The sequence below is a fragment of the Paraburkholderia sp. J76 genome (genome assembly GCF_905220295.1).
GTDB lineage: Bacteria > Pseudomonadota > Gammaproteobacteria > Burkholderiales > Burkholderiaceae > Paraburkholderia.
On record NZ_CAJMZJ010000004.1, the window covers coordinates 115,079 to 138,630 of the forward strand.

The 23,552-nt window shown below is 65.1% G+C and carries 17 protein-coding genes; 7 read left to right on the forward strand and 10 right to left on the reverse strand.

Going from position 1 to position 23,552, the window contains the following annotated elements; all coding sequences use genetic code 11:
- The first annotated feature begins 229 nt into the window (after positions 1 to 229).
- Positions 230 to 4,030 (forward strand): DUF748 domain-containing protein, encoded by a 3,801-nt coding sequence (locus U5768_RS09720; protein WP_322030174.1) that lies wholly within the window; start codon positions 230 to 232, stop codon positions 4,028 to 4,030.
- A 39-nt stretch (positions 4,031 to 4,069) separates the two neighbouring features.
- On the opposite strand, the gene U5768_RS09725 is transcribed toward U5768_RS09720, so the two are convergent.
- Positions 4,070 to 5,632 carry a PLP-dependent aminotransferase family protein gene (locus U5768_RS09725; RefSeq protein ID WP_322030175.1) on the reverse strand — a complete coding sequence of 521 codons (1,563 nt, stop codon included), beginning with the start codon at positions 5,630 to 5,632 and terminating at the stop codon, positions 4,070 to 4,072.
- A gap of 165 nt (positions 5,633 to 5,797) precedes the next feature.
- On the opposite strand from U5768_RS09725, the gene U5768_RS09730 reads away from it, so the two are divergent.
- The 4 genes from U5768_RS09730 (at position 5,798) to U5768_RS09745 (ending at position 10,331) form a co-directional block, all read left to right on the forward strand.
- The gene (locus U5768_RS09730) at positions 5,798 to 6,898 is read left to right on the forward strand and encodes an ABC transporter ATP-binding protein (protein WP_322030176.1); all 1,101 of its coding nucleotides are present in this window, start codon (positions 5,798 to 5,800) and stop codon (positions 6,896 to 6,898) included.
- 128 nt (positions 6,899 to 7,026) lie between these two features.
- Positions 7,027 to 8,070, forward strand: coding sequence for an ABC transporter substrate-binding protein (locus U5768_RS09735; RefSeq protein WP_415913874.1), 1,044 nt, complete (start codon positions 7,027 to 7,029; stop codon positions 8,068 to 8,070).
- 130 nt (positions 8,071 to 8,200) lie between these two features.
- A complete protein-coding gene (locus tag U5768_RS09740; RefSeq protein ID WP_322030472.1) occupies positions 8,201 to 9,478 on the forward strand; it encodes an ABC transporter permease in 1,278 nt (425 codons plus the stop codon).
- 13 nt (positions 9,479 to 9,491) lie between these two features.
- Complete coding sequence (locus tag U5768_RS09745; RefSeq protein WP_322030177.1) at positions 9,492 to 10,331, forward strand: ABC transporter permease; 840 nt, start codon at positions 9,492 to 9,494, stop codon at positions 10,329 to 10,331.
- Between the two features lie 71 nt (positions 10,332 to 10,402).
- Here the strand turns inward: U5768_RS09745 and U5768_RS09750 are convergent, their stop codons facing one another.
- The 6 genes from U5768_RS09750 to U5768_RS09775 form a co-directional block, all read right to left on the reverse strand.
- On the reverse strand, positions 10,403 to 11,878 hold the full coding sequence (locus tag U5768_RS09750; RefSeq protein WP_322030178.1) for an amidase: 1,476 nt from the start codon (positions 11,876 to 11,878) through the stop codon (positions 10,403 to 10,405).
- Between the two features lie 119 nt (positions 11,879 to 11,997).
- Positions 11,998 to 13,488: an efflux transporter outer membrane subunit gene (locus U5768_RS09755; protein ID WP_322030473.1), complete on the reverse strand. Its 1,491-nt coding sequence runs from the start codon at positions 13,486 to 13,488 to the stop codon at positions 11,998 to 12,000.
- A gap of 19 nt (positions 13,489 to 13,507) precedes the next feature.
- A complete protein-coding gene (locus U5768_RS09760) occupies positions 13,508 to 14,650 on the reverse strand; it encodes an ABC transporter permease (RefSeq protein ID WP_322030179.1) in 1,143 nt (380 codons plus the stop codon).
- Positions 14,647 to 15,600 carry an ABC transporter ATP-binding protein gene (locus U5768_RS09765; protein WP_322030180.1) on the reverse strand — a complete coding sequence of 318 codons (954 nt, stop codon included), beginning with the start codon at positions 15,598 to 15,600 and terminating at the stop codon, positions 14,647 to 14,649. The genes U5768_RS09760 and U5768_RS09765 overlap by 4 nt, the downstream gene beginning before the upstream one ends.
- Positions 15,597 to 16,547 (reverse strand): HlyD family secretion protein, encoded by a 951-nt coding sequence (locus tag U5768_RS09770; protein WP_322030181.1) that lies wholly within the window; start codon positions 16,545 to 16,547, stop codon positions 15,597 to 15,599. The genes U5768_RS09765 and U5768_RS09770 overlap by 4 nt, the downstream gene beginning before the upstream one ends.
- The gene (locus U5768_RS09775; RefSeq protein WP_322030182.1) at positions 16,544 to 17,260 is read right to left on the reverse strand and encodes a TetR/AcrR family transcriptional regulator; all 717 of its coding nucleotides are present in this window, start codon (positions 17,258 to 17,260) and stop codon (positions 16,544 to 16,546) included. Before U5768_RS09775 ends, U5768_RS09770 begins: the two co-directional genes overlap by 4 nt.
- Before the next feature lie 174 nt (positions 17,261 to 17,434).
- Here U5768_RS09775 and U5768_RS09780 point away from each other — a divergent pair, with 174 nt between their 5' ends.
- On the forward strand, positions 17,435 to 18,037 hold the full coding sequence (locus tag U5768_RS09780; protein WP_322030183.1) for a response regulator transcription factor: 603 nt from the start codon (positions 17,435 to 17,437) through the stop codon (positions 18,035 to 18,037).
- 74 nt (positions 18,038 to 18,111) lie between these two features.
- Positions 18,112 to 18,489, forward strand: coding sequence for a gamma-glutamylcyclotransferase family protein (locus tag U5768_RS09785; RefSeq protein ID WP_322030184.1), 378 nt, complete (start codon positions 18,112 to 18,114; stop codon positions 18,487 to 18,489).
- 102 nt (positions 18,490 to 18,591) lie between these two features.
- On the opposite strand, the gene acnA is transcribed toward U5768_RS09785, so the two are convergent.
- The 3 genes from acnA to U5768_RS09800 form a co-directional block, all read right to left on the reverse strand.
- Positions 18,592 to 21,309, reverse strand: coding sequence for an aconitate hydratase AcnA (gene acnA / locus U5768_RS09790; protein WP_322030185.1), 2,718 nt, complete (start codon positions 21,307 to 21,309; stop codon positions 18,592 to 18,594).
- A gap of 76 nt (positions 21,310 to 21,385) precedes the next feature.
- Complete coding sequence (locus U5768_RS09795; protein WP_322030186.1) at positions 21,386 to 22,837, reverse strand: bifunctional 2-methylcitrate dehydratase/aconitate hydratase; 1,452 nt, start codon at positions 22,835 to 22,837, stop codon at positions 21,386 to 21,388.
- A 19-nt stretch (positions 22,838 to 22,856) separates the two neighbouring features.
- Positions 22,857 to 23,381, reverse strand: a complete 525-nt coding sequence (locus tag U5768_RS09800) for a hypothetical protein (RefSeq protein ID WP_322030187.1) — start codon at positions 23,379 to 23,381, stop codon at positions 22,857 to 22,859.
- Positions 23,382 to 23,552: the final 171 nt, after the last annotated feature.

The following is a 23,552-nucleotide window of genomic DNA, read 5'->3' on the forward strand; positions in this document are numbered from 1 at the left end:
GAGCCCATCCCGCCAACGCTTTTTTTACGCCCGATAATCGCCGGGCCCTCGTCGATAATCGCGCTCCCGCTGTTACTTCTTGTTGCGCAATACCTGCGCCGCGGCCGCCGTTTTCGCGCCGTCCGATCTTCTATCGGACCTATACTTCCCGCTGTCGACATCCCCCGGATTTCCGACATCAGACCCACATCACGCGGCGGGCCTGTTGCCGCCTCCTTCGCAAGCAAGCATGGCAAGCCTCAACAAAGCGTCGCTCAACTCTTCCTTGCAATCGGTGCGCGCCGTCGCGCATGCGCCCCGCACCCGGCGCATTCTGATAGGCGTCGTCGTCTTTCTCGTTGTGTTCGGTCTGCTCGGCTTTTTCGCCGCGCCGCCCCTCATTCGGCACGTCGCCGAACAGCAACTGAGCAAGCAACTCGACCGGCCCGTGACCATCGGCCGCATCGCGCTCAATCCGTACACGCTGCGTCTCGAGGCGGACCGCGTGCATATCGGCGAGCGCGGCGGCAATGGCGACTTCTTCGACGTGTCGCGCGCCGTCGTGCAGGCGTCGTGGTCGTCGGTCTTTCGCGCGGCGCCCATCGTGGAAGAACTGCGGCTCGATTCGCCGCGCGCCACGATCGTGCGGCTCGACGCGCAGCATTTCAACTTCTCGGACCTCATCGAGAAGTTCTCGACGCCCTCGAAACCCAACAGCAAGCCCGCGCAGTTTTCGGTGTCGAACATCCGCATCGAAAACGGCCAGATCACTTTCGACGATCGCCTGCTCAACGAAAAGCACGTGATCGACCGCTGGTCGCTCGGCATTCCGTTCATCGCCACGCTGCCTTCGAAGACCGACATCTTCGTGCAGCCGATGCTGCGCGCGCGCATCGACGGCGCGAGCACGCTCGCCATCGACGGCAAGACCAAGCCGTTTTCCGCTACGCGCGAGTCGGAAGTGGAGTTGCGCCTGACCGACCTCGACGTGCCGAAACTTCTCACGTATGCGCCCACGAAGCTGCCTGTCACGGTCAGGAGCGGCAGGCTCTCGACCAATCTCAAGCTCGATTTCGTGATGTCGGCCGAGAAGCCCACGCTGCGCGTGACGGGCACCACCGACCTGAACGATTTCGATTCGACCGATAACGCCAACGCGCCGTTCTTCGGCGCGCGCAGCCTGCACGTGGCGGCCGCCTCGCTCGAACCGTTCAGCAACGTCTATCGCTTCGACGATATCCGGCTCGACGCGCCCACGCTCTGGGTCGCGCGCGACAAGCAAGGCGTGCTGAGCGTCGAGAAGCTGATGGGCGCGCCGGCTGCGAACGAGTCCAAAGGCGAGGCCGCAAGCCACGCCGCGCCCGCTTCGGGCGCTTCGGGGGCGTCGGGCGCTCAGAGCGCGCAGGCGCCCGAGCCCGCGAAGCCTGCGCCGCTCGATCTCTCGATCCGTCAGTTCGCGCTGACGAACGGCACCGTGCACGTGCGCGACAATCTGCCGTCGCGGCCGGTGAATCTCGATCTCACGCAACTTTCCACCACACTCGCCAATTTTTCGAGCACCGCGAAGGCGGGCGCGCCATTCACGTTCGCGGCCATGGCGAACGACGGCGGCACGGCGAAGGCTTCGGGCACGTTCAGCATGGCGGCCAGGAACGCCGAAGCGAACATCGCGCTTCAGTCCTTGAGCCTGCCGCGCGCGCAGCCGTACATCGACAACCTGAGCGGCGCGCAGATTCTCGACGGCAAGCTGAACCTCACGTCCACGCTCAAGGCCGACTGGGCGCAGCAGCCTGCCGTCGTGCAGGTCGGCCAGAGCACGCTAGGCCTCGAATCGCTCAAGCTCGCGGCGCGCGGCGCGAATTCGTCTGCCGCCGCGCCTGCCATCGCGCTCGCCCAGGGCACGGTGCAGGTGAGCGGCATCGACCTCAACGCGCGCAAGGCGCAGATCGCCTCGGTGGACCTGACCGGCCTCGTGGTGAACGCCGGGCGCCAGAAGGACGGCAAGATCGATCTGGCGCAACTCGCCTCCACGCATCAGGCGGCGCCCGAGCGCACGGCGATTCACGCGGCCCAGAAGTCGGTGCAGGAAGGACCGGCATGGCGCTATACGATCGACGCGTTCACGCTCAACAACGGCACGATCAACTTTACGGACAGCGCCACCCAGCGCCCGGTGAAGCTCGCCGTCACGCCGCTCGACCTGAAGATCCAGCAGATCAGCGACGACCTGCGCCACCCGCTGCCGATAGACCTCAAGGCGACCGTCAACCGCAAGGGCACGCTCGCGCTGAGCGGCAAGATCAACCCCACGCCGCTTACGGCGCAACTGAAGATCGATGCGAACCGGCTCGACGTCGCCGCATTCGAGCCTTATTTCGGCAACCAGCTCAACGCCGTGATCGCGAGCGCGCTGCTCAACATGAACGGGCAGCTTGCGGTGGAGCAGGGCAAGGCGCTGAAGGCGAACTATCGCGGCGACGCGGCGCTCGTGGACGTGCGCATGCTCGACAAGGCCACGTCGGGCCCGTTCGCGGGCTGGCGCTCGCTCGCGCTCACGAACCTGAAGGCGAATTACGACGACGCGCGCGGCACCGACGTGGACGCGAGCCGCGTGACCTTCGCGGGCTTCTACGGCCGCGTGCTGCTCGACGCGCAAGGCAAGCTCAATCTCAAGGACGTGGTCGCGCATCAAACCGGCGCGGCGCAGCCGCTTACGCAAGACACGAGCGCGGGCAAGAACGGTGGCCGCGAGCCCGTGCCGCTCACGCCGCAAGCCGCGAGCGCGCCTGTGCAGACCGCTTCCGCCCCCGCGCCGGCTTCTGCGCCTGCCACGGTCGTGGCCGCGCAGCCGCCGAAGCACCCCGTGCGTCTGCACTTCGGCGAACTCGTGCTGCAAGACGGCCGCGTGAACTACACCGACAACTTCATCAAGCCGAACTACACCGCCGACCTCGTGCAGATCCACGGCACAGTGGGCGCGTTCGGCACGGACTCGACGACGCCCGCGCCGGTGGACGTTGCCGCGAAGCTCGCGGCGAACGGGCCGCTCTCGATCAAGGGCACGGTGAATCCGCTCATCGACAAGCCCTCGCTCGACCTCACGGCGAGCGCGCACGACATCGAACTGACGAACCTCACGCCGTATTCGGCGAAGTACGCGGGCTATCCGATCACGAAGGGCAAGCTCAACGTCGACCTGCACTACGCGCTTGCGAACGACCAGCTCACGGCGAACAACCATATCTTCATCGACCAGCTTACGTTCGGCGATCACATCGACAACGACACGGCCACCAGGCTGCCGGTGCGGCTCGCTATTTCGCTGCTCAAGAATCGCAAGGGCGAAATCGACGTGAACATTCCGGTGTCGGGCTCGCTCTCGAACCCCGAGTTCAGCCTGGGCGGCCTGATCTGGAAGGCCGTGCTCAACCTGATCGCGAAGGCGGTGACGGCGCCGTTCACGCTGCTCGCCAACGCATTCGGCGGCGGCGGCGAAGATCTCGGCTATGTCGAATTCGCGGCGGGCACGGCCACGCTCACGGACGCGGACCAGAAGAAGCTCGACACGATCGTGAAGGCGCTCGACGACAAGCCCTCGATCAAGATCGACCTGATTGGCCGCGTCGATCCGGCCGTCGATACGCCCGCGCTGCGCGAGCAATACGTGGATCGCCTCGTGCGGCTTCAGAAGGTGAAGGACACGGTGGGCAACGGCGAGAGCGTCGACACCGCGCAAGTCAAGGTGGACGACAAGGAGTACGAAAAATATCTCACCAAGGTCTATAAGGACGCCGACTTCAAGAAGCCGCGCAACATGGTCGGCCTTACGAAGGCGCTCCCCGTGGGCGACATGAAGCAGGCGCTGGCCGACCACGCACCCGTTGACGACGCAACCTTGCGCGATCTCGCCCAGCAGCGCGCGCAGGCGGTGCAGCAGTACTTCGAAGGCAAGGTCGATCCGAGCCGCGTGTTCATCGTCGCGCCGAAGCTGGACGCGAAGGGCATCGACGACAAGGGCGCGACGACGCGCGTGGATTTCGGGCTGAAATAAGCCCGCGTCCGGCGATTCAATGCGGCGGCGCGCTTCGGTTCAACCGGCGCGCCGCTGCTTTTCCGGCGTGGCTTCTGGCCTGTCGAACGCGTGTTCCTCGATCACCCGCGCGAGCGTTGCGAAGGCCGGCGCGATTTCCTCGTGCGGCACGCACGCGTAACCCGTTAGCAATCCTTTGCGATCCTGGCGCACGCTATAGTAGGCCGCGAGCGGACGCACGATCACGCCCGCGTCGTACGCGGCCGCGGCGATGGCGGGATCGTCGGCGTGCTCGGGCAGGCCGAGCACGAAGTGCAGGCCCGCTTCGTCGCCCATGACCGGCAGCGCGTCGCCGAAGTGGCGCGTCACGGCGTCGATCAGCAACTGGCGCCGCTCGCCATAGAGCGTGCGCATGCGGCGCACGTGCGAGGTGAGGTAGCCGTCCATGATGAACTCGGCGAGCACGGCTTGCTGCATGAGCTGGCCTTCGCGATACAGCTCCGCCACGCCCGTCCGGAAGGTGGCCGCGAGCCGCTCGGGCACGACCATGTAGCCGATGCGCAGGCCCGGAAACAGCAGCTTGCCGAGGCTGCCCACGTAGATCACACGGTCCGAGTCGTCGAGACCCTGCAGCGAGGCGAGCGGGCGGCTTCCGTAGCGGAACTCGCTGTCGTAGTCGTCTTCGATGATCCACACCTTGTGCTGGCGCGCGTATTCGAGCAGCGTGCGGCGGCGCGCGAGGCTCATCACCATGCCGAGCGGATATTGATGCGAAGGCGTGACGAGTGCGATGCGCGGCGGGTCGCGCAGGTCCTGTTCGCGCGGGTTGAGCCCTTCGTCGTCCACGGGAATGGGCGCGAGCTTCAATCCTGAGGACTGCAACACACTGCGCGCGCCCCAGTAGCACGGTTCTTCCACCCACGCAGTGTCGCCGTGGTCGGCGAGCAGGCGCACGGCGAGATCGATGGACTGGTGGATGCCGGTCGTGATGATGATCTGGTCCGGCGTGCAGCGCACCGAGCGCGCCACGCGTAGATAGTCCGAAAGCGCGCGCCGCAGCGGCCGGTAGCCGCCGCCCGGCGCGTAGGTCAGCAAGCCGTGATTCGCCGACTTCCACAGCCGCGCCTGCAGGCGGCTCCACGTGCGCGCCGGAAATTCGGCCACGTCGGGCACGCCCGGCATGAAGGCGCCCCACTGCCTGGCGGAAACGCCCGCTTCGTCGATGAGCCGTTGGCCGCGCATCGACATGTCCCCGCGCGCAGAGGCGCCGGCCGCGTCGTCGTCCTCGCCGGCCGGGGCGGCGGCGGGCGAGGGCGGGTTCGCGGGCGCGCTCGTGGGCGTGCCCACGGCGGCCGAGTCGGGGCGCGTATCGGCGACATAGGTGCCGCTGCCCGTGGTCGAGATCACGTAGCCCTCGGCGCTGAGCTGGTCGTACACGTGCAGCACCGTGTTGCGCGCCACGCCGAGGTCGCCGGCCAGCGTGCGCGAACTGGGCAGCTTGGTGCCGGGCGCGAGCCGGCCCGTCAGGATGGCCTGCTGCATGAGCTGGAGCAATTGACGGTAGGCGGGCTCGGCGCTGTCCTTGTCGAGTTGCGCCGCGAGCCATTCGGACAGGATGACCATGGCGAAGTGGTTCCATCGGGAATAATGAAATGGCTCCATTGAATGGAGCCGGGAGCATCTATAGTAATTCGCACGTCAGCTTCGGTTAATCCCCGCGTCAGGGTTTATTTATTCGTGCCGGAAGGGGCGGACCGGAAAAAAGAGCAAGCAAAGGAGACAGGGCGAATGAAGACCTCGGATGTGATCGTCAGCTTTCGCGGCATACGCAAGACCTACGACGGCGAAACACTGGTCGTCAAACAACTCGACCTCGATATTTACCAGGGCGAGTTTTTGACGCTGCTCGGGCCGTCCGGCTCGGGCAAGACCACCTGCCTGATGATGCTCGCCGGCTTCGAGTTTCCCACCGGCGGCGAGATTCGCCTGGAAGGCAAGCTGCTCAACAACGTGCCGCCGCACAAGCGCGATATCGGCATGGTGTTTCAGAACTACGCGCTCTTTCCGCATCTCACGGTCGAACAGAACGTGGCGTACCCGCTGGGCGTGCGGAAGGTTCCACCCGCCGAACGCGCCCAGCGCGTGAACGACGCGCTCAGGATGGTGCGCATGGAAGGTTTCGCCAAGCGCTATCCCGCGCAGCTTTCGGGCGGCCAGCAGCAGCGCATCGCGCTTGCCCGCGCGCTCGTGTTCCAGCCCAAGCTCGTGCTCATGGACGAGCCCCTCGGCGCGCTCGACAAGCAGTTGCGCGAACATATGCAGTACGAACTGAAATCGCTGCACGAAAAGCTCGGCGTCACGTTCGTCTACGTCACGCACGACCAGGGCGAAGCGCTCACGATGTCGGACCGCGTGGCCGTGTTCGACAAGGGCATCGTGCAGCAGCTCGACAGCGTGGACCGGCTCTACGAGTCGCCGTGCAACGAGTTCGTGGCGAACTTCATCGGCGACAGCAACCGGCTGCGCGGCACCATTGCCGCCGTGGATGGCGAGTACTGCGAAATGCATCTCGCCGACGGCACGCGTCTGAAAGGCCGCAACGTGGCGGGTGCCCAGGCCGGCGCTCCGGCCGTCGCCTGCATTCGCCCCGAGCGCATGAAGCTCGCGAACGGTGCGAACGGCGCGAGCAGCTATGGCGCAAACGCGCTGGCCGGGGAAGCGCGCGGCCTCATCTATTTCGGCGACCACGTGCGCATGCGCTGCGGCGTGCCCCAGCAGGACGAGTGCTTCGTAAAAGTGCCGCTCGGCACCGAGGCGCTCGCCGGCTTCGCGCCCGGCCAGCCGGTCGCACTCGAATTCGCGCCTGAGCATCTGCGCGTGTTCGCATGAAGCGTGCGGGCGCGGCGCGCTGTGTCGCGCGCCGGCGCTCTCGCGAAGCATGCGTCTGGACGACCGGGCCACATCTCTCGTATCGAAGGGCCCGGCAAGACAAACCACCAAGGAGAAGGGACACAACCATGAAGCAGATCGGCAACATGCGCGTTGCAGCGGTCGCGGCCGCGCTCGCACTCTCGTTCGGCGTGGCGCACGCCGCGGAACTGACCGTCGTGAACTTTGGCGGCGCCAATGGCAATGCGCAGAAGGCGGCGTTCAACGAGCCGTTCCAGTCGCAAACGGGCAACAAGATCACCGCGGTCGAGTACAACGGCGAGCAGGCCAAGGTGAAGGCCATGGTCGACGCGAAACACGTGGACTGGGACGTGGTGGAAGTCGAAACCGGCGACATCGCGCGCGGCTGCGACGAAGGTCTCTACGAGAAGCTGGACTGGGCCAGGCTCGGCAACAAGGGCGACTTCATGAAGGCAGCGCAGCAGCCCTGCGGCGCGGGCTTCTTCGTGTGGTCCACGGCGCTCGCGTATAACGCCGACAAGCTCAAGACCGCGCCCACGGGCTGGGCCGACTTCTGGGACGTGAAGAAATTCCCGGGCAAACGCGGCATGCGCAAGGGTGCTCAGTACAACCTGGAATTCGCGCTGATGGCCGACGGCGTGGCGCCGCAGGACGTCTACAAGGTGCTCTCGACCAAGGCGGGCCAGGACCGCGCATTCAAGAAGCTCGATGAACTGAAGCCGAACATCCAGTGGTGGGAAGCAGGCGCGCAGCCGCCGCAGTTCCTCGTGGCGGGCGACGTGGTGATGTCCACGGCGTTCAACGGCCGTATCGACGCCGCGCAGCGCGAAGGCAAGAACCTCAAGGTGGTCTGGAACGGCAGCATCTACGACCTCGACTACTGGGCGATCCCGAAGGGCGCGCCGAACAAGGCGCTGGCTGAACAATACATTGCCTATACGCTTTCGCCGAAGCCGCAGCAGGCGTACGCGCAGCACATCGCGTACGGCCCGGTGAACGCGAACGCGATCAAGTCGCTCGACGCGAAGACGCTCGGCAATCTGCCGAACTCGCCCGCCAACGGCAAGAACGCGGTGCAGCAGAACCTCACGTTCTGGACCGATCACGGCGACGAGCTGGAACAGCGCTTCGCCTCGTGGGCCGCGAAGTAAGTGTGATGTAGACGCTCCGGCGCTCGAGCGCCGGAGCGTTTTGGCTGTGCATGGAGCGATGAGGCTGCATGGGCCCGGAGTAAGTGCTAAAGCACTAACTCCGGCCGACAGGAGACCGGATGTGACAACGATGACGACCGTGACGAACGTTACCGGCGCGGCACGCGAAGAGACGGCGCGCCTGAAGCGCGAACTGCGCGTGGCGCAGGCGAAGAAGCGCACGATGGCGCTCATGCTGATCGCGCCGCTCGCGATCTTTCTGCTGCTGATTTTCGTGGTGCCGATTGCCGCGCTGCTCACGCGCGCGGTGCAGAACCCCGAAGTGGCGACGGCGCTCCCGCATACCATCACGGCGCTGCGCGGCTGGGATCGCAAGAGCGCGCCGCCCGACGCGGCCTACGCGGCGCTCGCGCAAGACCTCACTGTGGTGCAGGAAGGCGACGCGATGGGCGCACTGGCGCGCCGCCTGAACGTGGAAATCGCGGGCTTCCGCTCGCTGGTCGCGAAGACGGCACGCGCCATGCCGCTCGCCGACGACAACGGCAAGCCGCTCACGCTCACGCCCGCGCAAACGCGCGCCAAAATCGTCGAACTCGACGACCGCTGGAGCGACGTGGCGTACTGGCAGGCCATTGCGAAGAATAGTTCGCGCTACTCACCGTTTTATCTCCTTGCCTCGCTCGATCACCGGCAGGACGCGTTCGGCCGCATCGTAGCCGCCGATCCCGACCAGCAGATCTATCTGGACGTATTCGCCCGTACCTTCGTCATCAGCGTGTTCGTGACGGTGTTCGCGCTGTTGCTTGGCTATCCGCTCGCCTACTGGATCTCGACGCTCTCCGAGCGCCGCGCGAATCTCGTCATGATCCTCGTGCTGATTCCGTTCTGGACGTCGATTCTCGTACGCGTGGCCGCGTGGATCGTGATTCTCCAGGGCGAGGGCCTCGTCAACAAGGCGCTGCTGGGCACGGGTCTCATCTCGCATCCTTTGGCACTCCTGTTCAACCGTGTGGGCGTCTACATTTCGATGACGCACATTCTGCTGCCGTTCATGGTGCTGCCGCTCTACAGCGTGATGAAGTCGATTCCGCCCACGTATCAGCGCGCGGCGGTGTCGCTCGGCAGCCATCCGTTCGCGGCCTTCTGGCGCGTGTACGTGCCGCAGACGTACCCCGGCGTGGGCGCGGGCGTGCTGCTCGTGTTCATTCTCTCGATTGGCTACTACATCACGCCGGCGCTGCTAGGCGGCCCCGCCGACCAGATGGTCAGCTACTACGTGGCGTACTTCACCAACGTCTCGATCAACTGGGGCATGGCCTGCGCGCTCGGCGCGCTGCTGCTCGCGGCGACCACGGTGCTCTATTTCATCTACGGGCGCTTTACGCGCACGCAACTGAGCCTGGGCTGAGGAACGCGCAACCATGAAATTCGCCAAACCGCTTTTTGCGCCGCATACGTCGGCCGTCGAACGCGTGTGGTACTTCGCGCTGCGCGCGCTCGTCGTGCTCACGCTGCTGTATCTGATCCTGCCGGTGCTCGCCATCGTGCCGCTCTCGTTTTCGTCGAGCACGTTCCTCGTTTATCCGATTCCGGGCTGGTCGCTGCGCTGGTATCAGAATCTCCTGATGTCCGACGAATGGCGCATGGCCGCGAAAAACAGCTTCATCGTGGGGCCGGCGGCGACCGTCGTGGCAACCGTGCTCGGCACGCTCGCGGCCATCGGCGTCACGAAGGCCGATTTCCGCGGCAAGGCGCTACTCATGGCCGTGCTCATCTCGCCGATGATCGTGCCCGTGGTGGTGGTGGGCGTGGGCATGTATCTGTTCTTCGCGCCGCTCGGACTCGCCAACACGTATCTCGGCCTGATTCTCGCGCATGCGTCGCTGGGCGTGCCGTTCGTCGTGACCACGGTTGCGGCGACTTTGCAGGGCTTCAATCACAATCTCGTGCGTGCGAGTCTTTCGCTCGGGGCGAACCCCGTCACGACGTTCTTCCGCATCACGCTGCCTGTCATCGCGCCGGGCGTGATTTCGGGCGCGCTGTTCGCGTTCGCGACTTCATTCGACGAAGTCGTTGTGACGCTCTTTCTCGCGGGCGCCGACCAGGCAACCCTGCCTCGCCAGATGTTCACGGGCATACGCGAGAACATCAGCCCGACGATCGCTGCGCTCGCAACGATCCTGATCGTGTTCTCGACCGGTTTGCTGCTTGCGCTCGAATGGTTGCGCGGCAGGAATGCGGCGCGTGCAGTGAAGGCGTGACGAGGTAACGAGTCGATGGAAAAAAGGCAGCGCCCCGGCGCTGCCTTTCTGCAACCGCGTACTTCTGCGCGCTACGCCTTGAGCAGCGCCGGCACGCGCCGCTTGACCCACTGCGTGGCCCGATCGTACGCGTGGGCGAGTTGCAGGACCGAAAGATCGGCCTGCGGCTTGCCGATCACCTGCAGCCCCATCGGGAGGCCTTGCGCATTGAAACCCGCGGGCACGCTGATCACCGGCAGCCCCGCGAGACTGCCGCCGATCACGACTTCCATCCAGCGGTGATAGGTATCCATGGTGCGGCCCGCGATCGATTTCGGCCAATGCTCGCTCGCGTCGAACGGGAAGATCTGAGCGCTCGGCAGCACGAGGTAATCGTATCGCTCGAAAAGCGCGAGCAGCGCGTTGTACCACTGGCTGCGCGCGACCGTGGCGTTCCACACGTCTTCGCCCGAGAGTTTCAGGCCGCCTTCCACTTCCCATTGCGCTTCGGGCTTCAGTTGTGCGCGCTTTTCAGGGTCGCGATAGAGCGCGCCAAGCGTACCCGCGCACGAGAAATGGCGCAGCGTGAGCCACGTTTGCCACAGACGCTCCATGGCGAAGTCGGGTCGCGCGGCGTCGACCTTGCAGCCTATCGATTCGAAGTCCTTGAGCGCCGTTTCGCAGAGGGCGAGCACGCCATCTTCCATCGGCAGATAGCCGTCGTAGTCGCCCAGCCAACCGATGCGCGCGCAACCAAAGTCGCGTTCGAGCGAGCCCGCGAACTGTGCGGGATCTTCGGCGATGGAAAGCGGCGCACGCGCGTCGTAGCCCGCCTGGGTGGAGAGCAGCATCGCGAGGTCGGGTACGTTGCGGGCCATCGGTCCCGCGTAGCCGAGCTGGTGGAAGAAGAGTTCATGCGCGGGCACGGAGGGCACGCGCCCTTGCGACGGACGGAACCCGAATATGTTGTTCCAGCCGGCCGGATTGCGCAGCGATCCCATCATGTCGCTGCCGTCCGCCACGGGCAGCATGCGCAGCGCGAGCGCCACCGCTGTGCCACCGCTACTGCCGCCCGCGCTGCGCGTGGGGTCGTAAGCGTTGAGCGTCGTGCCGAAAACGGTGTTGTAGGTATTCGAGCCGAGGCCGAATTCCGGCGTGTTCGTTTTGCCGATGAAGATCGCGCCCTGTGCGCGCATGCGCGCGGCCATCAGGGAATCGGCCGCGGGTATTTCGTTGCGGAACAGCGGCGAGCCTTGCGTGTACGGGATGCCCGCCGTGGCGGTGAGATCCTTCGGCGCTTGCGGCATGCCGTGCATCCAGCCAAGGTACTCGCCGCGCGCGAGCTGGGCGTCGCGTTCGCCGGCCTCGGCCAGCAGCGTGGCGCGCTCGCGCAGCGAGACGATGGCGTTGGCCGGCGTATTCACGCGCTCGATATGATCTAGAAACGCGGTCATCACTTCGCGGCAGGACACCTTGCGCAGGCGTATCCATTCCGAAAGCTGGAGCGCGTCGGCCGCGACGAGATCGGTGGGGGACAGTGATGCGCGGGACGGCGGTGCCTGGTTCATACGTGTCTCTCGTTTGCGGATGGAACAAGGGGAGAGTCATTGTCGCGCAGCGCCGGCGCAAGCGGAAGGAAACGAATGGTTGCCGTTATGGCCCGATGGTTGCCGCGCGATTCGCCGGATCAGCGCGGAGCCGAAGTGTCGTTGGCCGCGGCAGGAGGCTGCGTGTCCGGCAGTGTGGCGCCGCCCAGCGCTTGATAGAGCGCGGCGGTGTCCGTTAGCCGGTCCGCATGAACGCGCGAGCGGTCGAGCATCGTCTGGAGTGCCTGGCGTTGGGCGTCGATCAGCGAAAACTCGCTCACGCCGCCTGCGTTGTAACGCGCTTGCGCGATCGTCGCATTGGCCTGCGCTTCACGGGCGGCTTCGTCGCGCGTCTGCAGTTCGGTCGCGTCGTTCTGGAGCGCCTGGAGCGAATCGGCGACCTGCTGCAGCGCTTGCAGAACCGTCTGACGATAGTCGGCGAATGCAGCCGCATAGGCCGCCTCCGACGCACGCTTCTTCGCGCGCAATTCGCCGCCATGGAACAGCGGCTGAGTGAGGCCGAAGCCCACGTTCCAGATGTTCAGGCCGCTGATGACGTCCTCGATATGCGTGCGCTCCGACCCAATGCCCGCTGAAAGCGAAATCTGCGGATAGAGATTCGCGGTCGCCACGCCCACGTTCGCGCTGGCCTCGTGCAGCAGCGCCTCGGCGGCGCGGATGTCGGGGCGCTCGCGGGCCAGCGCGGAAGGCACGGTGAGCGAAACCGTGTCCGGCAGATGGAGTGTGTCGAGAGAAAGGGCGTCGAGCGGCGCGGCGAACTGCGAAGGCGCCACGCCCAGAAGCGTGGCAAGTTGATGCTCGGCGGAATCGCGCTGCGTTTCGAGCGGCGGCAGCGAGGCACGTGTTTGCGCGAGCAGGGTGCGCTGGCTGCGCACGTCGATCTCCGCCACGCCGCCCGCCGCGTAGCGCGCCTGCATGATGGCCAGTTGACGCGCCTGAGTCTGCGCGAGTTGCTGCGTGAGGTCGATCTGGCGTTGCAACGATGCGCGCCGAATGGCCGTAGCAACGACGTTGCCGGCCACCGAAAGTCGCGCTGCCTCCATTTCGTACGACTGATAATCGACCTGGGCGAGCGTGGATTCGAGCGCACGACGGTTGGCGCCGAACAGGTCGAATACATACGAGACGCTGACCGAAGCGCTGTAAAGCGTAAACGGCGGGGGATTCGGCACCTGCGTAATGCCGAACGCGGCGAGATCGACCTTCTGGCGCGTGCCGGAAAGTTTCAGATCGACGGCGGGGAAGTTCGCCGCGCCTGCTTGCGCGTTGTAGTTTTCGCGTGCTTCGACGAGCTTCGCGCGCGCCGAATCGAGCGTCGGGCTTGCGCGCAAGGCTTGATCGACGAGTTCGTTCAACTGCGCGCTGCCGAACTGCGTCCACCATGCATTTGGCGCGTGTTCCGCGAGGGCGAAGGTTTGCGTGCCGCCGCCGGGGCCTTCCGCGCTAGCAGTGGCTGCGGGCGTGGGCCCGCGTGTCCAGCCCGTGGTGTCGGGTGCGGCGGGCGTATGGAAATCGGGGCCCACGGTGCAGCCCGCGAGCATGAGCACAAGCAGGAGGGAGACGTCGCGCATCATGGTCGTGTGCCTCGCGCTAGTCGAGCGTGCGGCGGTAAAAGCGCACCGCGATCGCCATGACCGCGATCGTGAACACCGCGAGCGGCCAGACCGCCGGCCACAGGTCGGTCCAGCCATTGCCCTTGAGCAGGATGCCGCGCACGAGCCGGTTGAAATAGGTGAGCGGCAGTAGATTGCCGATCCACTGCGCCCAGCGCGGCATGCCGCCGAACGGGAACATGAAGCCCGAGAGCAGCAGGCTTGGCAGGAAATAGAACATCGTCAACTGCATGGCCTGCAACTGGTTTTGAGCGAGCGACGATAGCGTGATGCCCACCGTGAGATTCGCGGCAATGAACAGGAGTGCGGAGAGATAGAGCGTGACGAGACCGCCCGCAAACGGCACATGAAACACGAAGCGCGCCGCGAGCACGATGATCGTCGCCTGGATCAGCCCGATCGCCACATACGGAATGATCTTGCCCGTCATCACCTCGATGGGCAGCACAGGCGTAGCGAGCAGATTCTCCATCGTGCCGCGTTCGCGCTCCCGCGTGATGGCGAGGCCCGTCATCATCACCATCGTCATCGTGAGGATCACGCCCATGAGGCCCGGCACGACGTTGTACTGCGTGATGCCCTCGGGGTTGTAAAGGCGGTGCACCTGCACGTCGAACGCGTCAGGCTTGCCGTTCAGATGCGCGAGCGGGCCGGTGAGGTCCTTTGCGGCCACGGGCGCAACGAGTCCGGTCAGTGCAGCGAGCGCCGTGGTGATGGCGGTAGGGTCGCTCGCATCGGCTTCGACCAGCAGCGAGGGCCGTTCGCCACGCAACAGGCGCCGCGAAAAATCGACAGGAATGCTAAGCACGAACTGCACTGTGCCGCGCGCGAGCGCGTGACGCGCCGAGGCTTCGTCGGGCAGCGTTTCGATTATGTCGAAGTAGGCGGAGTTGCGCATGCCCGCCACGAAGCTGCGCGCGAATACGCTGTCCTCGCCCACGACGATGGCCGTGGGCAAATGCTTCGGGTCCGTGTTGATCGCATAGCCGAACAGCGTAAGCTGGATGATCGGCAAGCCGACGATCATCGCGAACGTGATGCGGTCGCGCTTGAGCTGCAAGAACTCCTTGAGCACGATGCTCCACCAGCGCGCCACGGAAAACGGGAACGACGCGCTCACGACGCCGCTCCATAGTTATCCTGAGCATGGCTCATCAGATAGATGAAGACGTCTTCGAGGCCAGTGTCGATACGTTGCGCGCGCAACGGCTGGCCTTGCACGGCGCGCTCGACCGCGGCGGCGAGCGCAGCATGGTCGCGCCCGCTCGCATGCAGCGCGGAGCCGAACACCACCGTCTGATCGATGCCGGGCGCGTCGCGCAACTGCGCGGCGAGCGCGCTGAGTCGTTCGCCGTGAATCGCCCACGTTTCGAGGTTCTGTTCGGCGATTACCTCGGCGGCGGTGCCCTGCGTGAGCAGCTTGCCGTACGCGATATAGGCGAGCTTGTGGCAGCGCTCGGCTTCGTCCATGTAGTGCGTGCTCACGAGCACCGAAATGCCCTGCGCGGCGAGCCGGTGCAATTCCTCCCAGAAGTCGCGGCGCGCGGTGGGATCGACGCCCGCAGTGGGTTCGTCGAGCAGCAGCAGTTCGGGCTCGTGCAGCATGCAGGCCGCGAGCGCGAGCCGCTGCTTCCAGCCGCCGGAGAGCGCACCCGTGAGCTGGGTCGCGCGGCTTGCGAGCCCGAGCGATTCGAGTGCGCGATCCACGGCTTCGCGCCGGTTCGGCATCTGATAGATGCGCGCGACGAAGTCGAGATTCTCGCGGATCGTCAGGTCTTCCCAGTACGAGAAGCGCTGCGTCATGTAGCCCACGTGGCGCTTGATCTGCGCGCTCTCGCGCAGGATGTCGTAGCCGAGGCAAGTGCCGGAGCCTGAGTCGGGCGTGAGCAGCCCGCACATGAGCCGGATCGACGTGGTTTTGCCGCTGCCGTTCGGGCCAAGAAAGCCGAAAATTTCGCCGCGCCCGACGCGCAGCGACACGTCGTTCACGACATGCTTGCTGCCGAAATGCTTGTTGAGATTGTGCACGTCGATCGCGTAGTCGCGGGCGGATTGATCAGGTGTGCTCATTGCAGCGTCACCTCGACCGGCTGACCCGGATGCAGCTTCATCGCGTCTTGCGCGGAAGGCCGCGCCTCGATCATGAACACGAGCTTCGCGCGATTCTCGTTGCTGTAAATGACGGGCGGCGTGTATTCGGCGGCGTTCGAAATCCACGTGATGGTGGCGGGAACCCACGCGGCGCACCCGTCGCAGCGCACGTTCACCTTGCGGCCGGGCGCAAGCGATCCGACTATCGTTTCGGGCACGAAGAAGCGCACCTTCACGTTTTGCGGCGGCAGCATCTGCACGACGGGGTTGCCCGCCTGCACCCACTCGCCCACCCGAAACAGCGTGTCGTAGACGAGCCCGCCGCCCGGCGCGTTCACGCGTTTCTGGTCGAGCCGCCACTGCGCCTGCGCGAGCGAGGCGCGCGCGGCTTCGACATCGGCGGCCTGCGCGGCGACTTGCGCGGTGCGCCCCGGCAGATTCGCCACGCGCACCTGGTTTTGCAGCTCGCGCACCTGTGCGGCCGTGGAGGCGGCTTGCGCGCGGGAGTCGTCGAGCTGCGCCTGCGCAATGCCGCCCGCGCGCAGTTGCGCCTCGTCACGCGCGAGCTGGAGCGCGGCCTTCTTTGCGTTCGCCTTGGCCTGCGCGAGCTGCGCCTCGGTCACGCGCACTTCGGGCGGCCGCTTGCCGGTTTCGAGATCGGCAAGCTGCTTTTGCGCCGCGGTCAGCCGATGCAGCGCCTCGTCGCGCGCGGCGGCTTCCTCGACGGAATCGAGCGCGAAGGCGGGCGCGTTGGCAGCCACGGTTTGACCGCGTTGCACTTCGAGGTGCGTGAGCGTGCCCGATTGCGAGGACGCGAGATAGACATACTCGCCTTCTGCGTAGCCCTGCCAGCCGGGCGTTTCATGCCGGGAACACGCGGCGAGCGCGAACGCCACGGCGCACAGGCAGGCCATGGCGCGATTCATGACGCGTCCGCCTTGCGGCTCGCTGCCCGGCGCGCGCGCTTTTCCTGCGGCGCTGGCCGCAAGGCCGCGCTCAATAGCGCACTCACATGCCGATGCAACGCCTCGCGCTCGATCTTCGGGAAGTCGCGCGCGCTTTGCCAGAGTTTCGACGTGGCGAGCGGCAGCATGACGAGCGCGAGGATCGAGATGAAAAGCAGGCGCGCTTCCAGTTCGGCGTTGACGCTGCCGTCGCGCTGCGCCTCGTTGACGCGCGCGGCGAAGCGCTGCAATTGCTCGACGGGCAGCCTCTTGAGCATGCGCTCGCGCAGCAGGCCACCTTCGTTGACGATTTCGCGCAGCCAGAGCGGCGGCAGCCAGGGCATGCGCGAGGTGACTTCGAAGAGCCGCCCGACCAGTTCTTCCACGAGGTCGTGCGGGTTTTGCGCGGCGTCGCCGTCCACGGCCTCCCATACGAAGGCAATCGAGCGGGCGATGCGCTCGTCGACCACGGCGTCGAGCAGCTTTTCGCGGTTCGTGAAGTAGTAGTGAACCATGGCGGACGTCACGCCCGCGGCCTCGGCGATCTGCGCCATGGTGGTGGCCGCGATGCCCTGCTCGCCGAACAGTTGCGTGGCGCTGGCGAGCAACCGCTCGCGCATGTCGAGGTCGGCGGCGGCGCGGCGCCGTCCGCGCGGGCGGGGAGCAGCAGCGGCGGGGCGGGTGCGCGTGATCATCGCTCTACTCTAATTCACGAGTTAGTTAAATTCAACCGCACACGCACTGGGTTAACCCTGCGGCAGTTCTTGAAAGTCGTTTCGGAACTTTCCTATACAAAAATGCTGACGGGTCGTTCAGGCTGTGAGATTCCCGCTGAAGGGTCAAATAAATCATTCCGCATGGAACAAAAAATGAAACGCATCGTTGTAATCGACGACCATCCGATCGTGCTGAAGATGCTAGCCAACGTGCTGAATACGGAGTACGAGCTGGTGGGAGAGTGCAGCGACGGCGAAGAGGGCCTTCGCCTCGTACAGGAGTTGCATCCGGATCTCGTGATCCTCGACCTCGAGTTGCCGAAGCTCGACGGCCTTTCGGTCATCCGCGGCATTCGGGCGAAGCAGCCCGGCGCGCGCATTCTCGTGCTTTCGGCGAAGCCGGAACTGGTCATGGCCAACCACACGCGCGTGGCCGGTGCGAACGGCTATGTCAACAAGAATCGCGGCGTGGAGGAACTGTGCGGGGTGGTAAAGGCGGTGCTGCTCGGCTACGACTGCTTCCCGGCGGGCAGTTGCGGCGGCGGCCGCGACGTGGCGCTCAACGGGCTGTCGCCGCGTGAAGTCGAAGTGTTGCAGTATCTCGCGCGCGGCATGAGCAACAAGGGCATTGCAGCGCGGCTCGGGCTTTCAGATAAAACTGTCAGCACGTATAAGACCCGCGTGCTGGACAAGCTCGGCGTGTCGTCGCTTGCGGCGCTGATCGAGTTTGCGACGTTGAACAAGCTGATCGAGTAACGTTTCGGCTTTCTCACGGAAATCGCGAGTTCGCATAAAATCGCATTCCCAGTCACCACGGGCAGGAACACACGATGACCACGCCATCCAACGCGCGCTCTGAACTTTTGTTTTCCTACGGCACGCTGCAACTGGAAGCGGTTCAGCTCGCCACCTTCGGCCGGCGGCTTGAAGGGCGGCCCGACGCCATGCCGGGCTACTCGCTCTCCATGCTGAAGATCGACGACCCCGAAGTTGTCGCGACGAGCGGCAAGACGCACCATCCCGTCGTCACGTTCACCGGCAAGCCGGGCGACACGATCAGCGGCACCGTGTTCGCGATCACGCCCGACGAATTGCGTCACGCCGACGAGTACGAAGTCGCCGCCTATCGGCGCGACAAGGTGATGCTCGCTTCGGGCGCCCCGGCTTGGGTGTATGTCGATGCGAACTCGGCGCGAGCGCCGGGCTAGCGCACCCCGAAACGTATAAGCAAAAAAAAAGCCCGACTTTCGTCGGGCCCCAAGTGTGACCGCACCCGTTGCCGGGCGCGGCACCTGCAAAAAACCGCTTGATTACGCTGCCAGCAGCGAACGCAGCACGAACGGCAGAATGCCGCCGTGCTTGTAGTAGTCGACTTCGATCGGCGTGTCGATACGCAGCAGCACCTGCACGCGCTGATCCTTGCCGTCCTTGTGGTGAATCACGAGCGTCAGGTCCTGTTGCGGCTTGAAGTCGTCCGTCAGACCTTCGATGTCGAACGTCTCTTCGCCGGTCAGGCCGAGCGACTGCACGCTGTCCGATCCCTTGAACTGCAGCGGCAGCACGCCCATGCCCACGAGATTCGAGCGATGGATACGCTCGAAGCTGCGTGCGACCACGGCCTTCACGCCCAGCAGTTGCGTGCCCTTGGCCGCCCAGTCGCGCGACGAACCCGTGCCGTACTCTTCGCCCGCGAACACCATGGTCGGCGTGCCGGCGTCGATGTACTTCATCGCGGCGTCGTAAATCGACAGTTGTTCGCCGCTCGGCTGGTGAAGCGTCAGGCCGCCTTCCACGCGCGTGCCGTCGGCCTTCGCCGGAATCATCAGGTTCTTGATCCGCACGTTCGCGAAAGTGCCGCGCATCATCACGTCGTGGTTGCCGCGGCGCGAGCCGTAGCTGTTGAAATCGGCCTTCTGCACGCCGTTTTCCTTCAGCCACTTGCCTGCGGGCGAGTCTTCCTTGATCGAGCCGGCCGGGCTGATGTGGTCGGTCGTGACCGAATCACCGAAGATGCCCAGTGCGCGCGCGCCCTTGATTTCCGGCACGTCCGAAGACGGCGTCATCGAAAAGTCGCTGCCGAAGAACGGCGGCTCGGCGATGTAGGTCGACTTCGGCCAGTCGTAGACCTGACCTTCCTCGCCTTCGATCTTGCTCCACAGGTCGCCCTTCTTCGTGAGGTGGCTGTAGTTCTGCTGGAACGCTTGCGGATCGAGCGCGAACTTGAGCAGCGCGTTGACTTCGTCGCTCGTCGGCCAGATGTCGCCGAGGTAGATGTCGCGGCCGCCCTTGCCCTTGCCGACCGGTTCCGTCATCAGGTCGCGCGTGATGTTGCCCGCGATTGCGTAAGCGACGACCAGCGGCGGCGAGGCCAGGAAGTTCGCGCGGATGTTCGGGTGAATACGCGCTTCGAAGTTACGGTTGCCCGAGAGCACCGCCGCCGCGACCACGTCGTTCTTGACGATCGACTCGTTCAGCTCCGGAGTGAGGTCGCCCGCGTTGCCGATACAGGTCGTGCAGCCGTAAGCCGCGAGTTCGAAGCCGAGCTTCGAGAGGAACGGCAGCAGGCCCGTCTTCGTCAGGTATTCCGTGACGATGCGAGACCCCGGCGCGAGCGACGTCTTGATGTGCGGAGCGACCGTCAGGCCCGCTTCCACGGCCTTCTTCGCGAGCAGACCGGCGGCCAGCAGCACGGAAGGGTTGGACGTGTTCGTGCACGACGTAATGGCCGCGATCAGCACGTCGCCGTTGTGCAGCTTGACCTGTTCGCCCGCCGCGTATTCGGCGTCGAGGTCGGCGGCCTTCTTGTTAAAGCCGTTTTCCGCAACCGGCTTCGAGAACAGGTCGGTGAAGGTCGACTTCACGTTGCCGATTTCGATGCGGTCTTGCGGGCGCTTCGGACCGGCCAGCGACGGCGCGACGGTGCCGAGGTCGAGCGTGAGCGTCTTCGTGTAGTCGATCTCGCCGGCCTTCGGCACGCCGAACAGTTCCTGCGCCTTGAAGTAGTTCTCGAACGCCGAGATTTCGGCCTCCGTGCGGCCCGTGCCCTCGAAGTAGTCGATGGTCTTTTCGTCGACGGGGAAGAAGCCCATGGTCGCGCCGTACTCGGGCGCCATGTTGCCGATGGTCGCGCGGTCGGGCACGCCGATCGAGGCCGTGCCTTCGCCGAAGAATTCGACGAACTTGCCGACGACCTTTTCCTTGCGCAGCATTTCGGTGATGGTCAGCACGAGGTCGGTGGCCGTGCAGCCTTCGCGCAGCTTGCCCTTCAGCTCCACGCCCACCACGTCCGGCGTGAGGAAGTACACCGGCTGGCCGAGCATGCCGGCTTCGGCTTCGATGCCGCCCACGCCCCAGCCCACCACGCCGATGCCGTTGATCATCGTCGTGTGCGAATCCGTGCCCACGAGCGTGTCCGGGTAATAGACCGTGTCCGCGCCTTCGGTCTTCTTGTGCACGCCGCGCGCGAGGTATTCCAGATTCACCTGGTGCACGATGCCGATGCCCGGCGGCACGACCTTGAACGTGTCGAACGCCTGCATGCCCCACTTCATGAACTGGTAGCGCTCGTTGTTGCGCTGGAATTCCAGTTTCATGTTGAGGTCGAGCGCGTCCTTCTGGCGGAAGTAGTCGACCTGCACCGAGTGGTCGACCACGAGATCGACCGGCACGAGCGGCTCGATGACCTTCGGGTCCTTGCCGACCTGCTTCGCGACGCCGCGCATCGCGGCGATGTCGGCGAGCAGCGGCACGCCCGTGAAGTCCTGCAGCACGACGCGGGCGACGACGAACGGAATTTCGTCGACGCGCGAGGCGTTCGGCTTCCAGTTCGCCAGTTGCTCGATGTGCTCTTCCGCGATCTTCTTGCCGTCGTAGTTACGCAGCACGGACTCGAGCACCAGACGGATCGAGACGGGCAGACGGTTGATCTTCACGCCAAGCTGCTTGCCGAGTTGCGGCAGCGAGTAGAACTTGCCTTTACCGGAACCGCTGTCGAATTCTTTTAGCGTTTTGTGGAGATTGTGGGCCATAGTGTTTTCCTTCGTTTAATCGCGGAAATAACGCTTACTGCTCGTTTGCTGCTGTCACAAATGCCTGCCTGATTGCTCAGATCGTATACATGTCGACGTACTCGTTGACGGGCAGGGCGCATAGCCGCGCCTCGTCCAGCGAGACATCGAGAATCGCCTGCTGCTGCTTCGCGGGGAAGCGGCGCGCGAGGTTGATTCGAAACTTTTCGATCAAAAGCGGGATGCCTTCTTCGCGGCGCCGCTTGTGGCCGATCGGATACTCCACGACGACCTCGTCGAGCGTCGTGCCGTCGCTTAGCTCTATGGTGAGCGCATTTGCGATCGAACGCTTGTCCGGTTCGTGATAATCCTTTGTGAACTGCGGGTCTTCCACGCATGTCGTTTTCGCGCGCAGCGCGTCGATGCGCGGGTCGCTGGCGACTTCGTCTTCGTAGTCGGAGGCGGTAAGGCGCCCGAAGATCAGCGGCACGGCGACCATGTACTGGATACAGTGGTCGCGGTCGGCCGGATTCGCAAGCGGGCCGCTCTTGTCGATGATGCGGATTGCCGCTTCGTGCGTGCGGATGGTGATGCGCTCGATGTCTTCCACCGTCTTGCCGCGTTGCGCAAGCACGCCGTGCAGCGTCATCGCGGCTTCGGCGGCGGTCTGCGCGTGGAATTCGGCGGGGAACGAAATCTTGAACAGCACGTTTTCCATGACGTACGTGCCGTAGGGGCGCTGGAACCTGAAAGGCTGTCCCTTGAACGAGACGTCGTAGAAGCCCCACGTTTTTGCCGTGAGCGCCGAGGGATAGCCCATCTCGCCCGTTTTCGCCATGAGCGCGAGGCGCACGGCGCGCGAGGTGGCGTCGCCCGCCGCCCACGACTTGCGCGAGCCCGTATTGGGCGCGTGGCGGTAGGTGCGCAGCGACTGACCGTCGACCATCGCAAGCGTTACGGCGTTGATGAGTTCGTCGCGCGTGAGCCCGAGCATCTGCCCGACCACGGCGGCCGAGGCGAGCTTCACGAGCAGCACGTGGTCGAGACCGACCTGGTTGAACGAGTTCTCCAGCGCGATGCAGCCCTGGATCTCGTGCGCCTTCACCATGCCTTCGAGCACGTGCTGCATGGTGAGGGGCGATTTTCCCTGGGCGACGGCGGTGCGCGAGAGCCAGTCGGCGGTCGCGAGGATGCCGCCCAGGTTGTCCGACGGATGGCCCCATTCCGCGGCTAGCCATGTGTCGTTGAAGTCGAGCCAGCGGATCATCGCGCCGATGTTGAACGCGGCCTGAACCGGATCGAGCTGGAATGACGTGCCCGGCACCTTCGCGCCGTGCGGGACGATCGTGCCCGGCACGATCGGTCCCAGCAGCTTGCTGCAGGCGGGGTAGGAGAGCGCCTCGAGTCCGCAGCCGAGGGTGTCGATCAGGCAATGCCTGGCCGTTGTCAGCGCGAGCGCGCTGTCCACCGGAAAGTTCAGCACGTAGTCGACGATATCGACCAGTACCTGGTCCGGCTGCGGCCTGACGTTGGGGATCAGGGCGGACATCGAGGCGATCCTGCGGCGCTTACTGACCCGCGGCCGCGCTGGCGCCTGCTGCCGGAGCGCGGTTAGCCGGGTTCAGCGCCTGAGCCTGCGTGGGCGCCGTCGCGCCTTGCTGCATGGCAACCGTCTTGCACTCGTCGGCCAGACGCGAGCTGTCCTTGTCCGAGAACAGCATGGCCTTCGTCGGGATCACGACGAGGTCGAGTCCGGTGGCGGCGTCGTGGAAGCGGTCGGCGCCCGTGGTCGTCACCTGGCGCGGCAGGTTGTAGTTCTTGTCCGCCCAGTGAACGGTGACGATCTGGTCACGCGCCATGTCGCCCTTCAGGTCGAATTGCGCGCCTTCTGCGCAGCTCCAGTGCTCCGAGCCGGCCGGGATCGGGTCGCCCTTCGCTTCCTTGACCGGGTTGGCCTTGCGCTTGATGATGCGATGCTTGGGGGCCGGTTTTTTGGCCGTGGTCGACGTGCCTTGTGCGGCGGCGTCCGTGGCGGCGAGCATCAGCGTCGAGGACAGCGTGCCGATGACAGCGGCGATCAGCAGTTTCTTCATGAGAGTCAAACCTTTATCTATCTAAAAGCGGTTGATCAGTGCGCGGTTGAACAGGCAACCGCCGGGTGCACCGCGCGCGCCCCGAAAGCGCGCAGCGGACGCTATTTTCACCTATTTATCGCCCTGCACTTCAATTTCTCCGGGCCGGTGTTGTTTGTGCCTTGGTTCGCA

What these genes read in the sequence shown, in the direction of transcription:
- U5768_RS09725 (WP_322030175.1), bottom strand. Translation starts at nt 5,632, where the DNA reads ATGGTCATCCTGTCCGAATGGCTCGCGGCGCAACTCGACAAGGACAGC.
- U5768_RS09770 (WP_322030181.1), bottom strand. Translation starts at nt 16,547, where the DNA reads ATGAATCGCGCCATGGCCTGCCTGTGCGCCGTGGCGTTCGCGCTCGCC.
- U5768_RS09740 (WP_322030472.1), top strand. Translation starts at nt 8,201, where the DNA reads ATGACGACCGTGACGAACGTTACCGGCGCGGCACGCGAAGAGACGGCG.
- U5768_RS09750 (WP_322030178.1), bottom strand. Translation starts at nt 11,878, where the DNA reads ATGAACCAGGCACCGCCGTCCCGCGCATCACTGTCCCCCACCGATCTC.
- acnA (WP_322030185.1), bottom strand. Translation starts at nt 21,309, where the DNA reads ATGGCCCACAATCTCCACAAAACGCTAAAAGAATTCGACAGCGGTTCC.
- U5768_RS09720 (WP_322030174.1), top strand. Translation starts at nt 230, where the DNA reads ATGGCAAGCCTCAACAAAGCGTCGCTCAACTCTTCCTTGCAATCGGTG.
- U5768_RS09780 (WP_322030183.1), top strand. Translation starts at nt 17,435, where the DNA reads ATGAAACGCATCGTTGTAATCGACGACCATCCGATCGTGCTGAAGATG.
- U5768_RS09730 (WP_322030176.1), top strand. Translation starts at nt 5,798, where the DNA reads ATGAAGACCTCGGATGTGATCGTCAGCTTTCGCGGCATACGCAAGACC.
- U5768_RS09795 (WP_322030186.1), bottom strand. Translation starts at nt 22,837, where the DNA reads ATGTCCGCCCTGATCCCCAACGTCAGGCCGCAGCCGGACCAGGTACTG.
- U5768_RS09800 (WP_322030187.1), bottom strand. Translation starts at nt 23,381, where the DNA reads ATGAAGAAACTGCTGATCGCCGCTGTCATCGGCACGCTGTCCTCGACG.
- U5768_RS09775 (WP_322030182.1), bottom strand. Translation starts at nt 17,260, where the DNA reads ATGATCACGCGCACCCGCCCCGCCGCTGCTGCTCCCCGCCCGCGCGGA.
- U5768_RS09785 (WP_322030184.1), top strand. Translation starts at nt 18,112, where the DNA reads ATGACCACGCCATCCAACGCGCGCTCTGAACTTTTGTTTTCCTACGGC.
- U5768_RS09765 (WP_322030180.1), bottom strand. Translation starts at nt 15,600, where the DNA reads ATGAGCACACCTGATCAATCCGCCCGCGACTACGCGATCGACGTGCAC.
- U5768_RS09735 (WP_415913874.1), top strand. Translation starts at nt 7,027, where the DNA reads ATGAAGCAGATCGGCAACATGCGCGTTGCAGCGGTCGCGGCCGCGCTC.
- U5768_RS09755 (WP_322030473.1), bottom strand. Translation starts at nt 13,488, where the DNA reads ATGCGCGACGTCTCCCTCCTGCTTGTGCTCATGCTCGCGGGCTGCACC.
- U5768_RS09745 (WP_322030177.1), top strand. Translation starts at nt 9,492, where the DNA reads ATGAAATTCGCCAAACCGCTTTTTGCGCCGCATACGTCGGCCGTCGAA.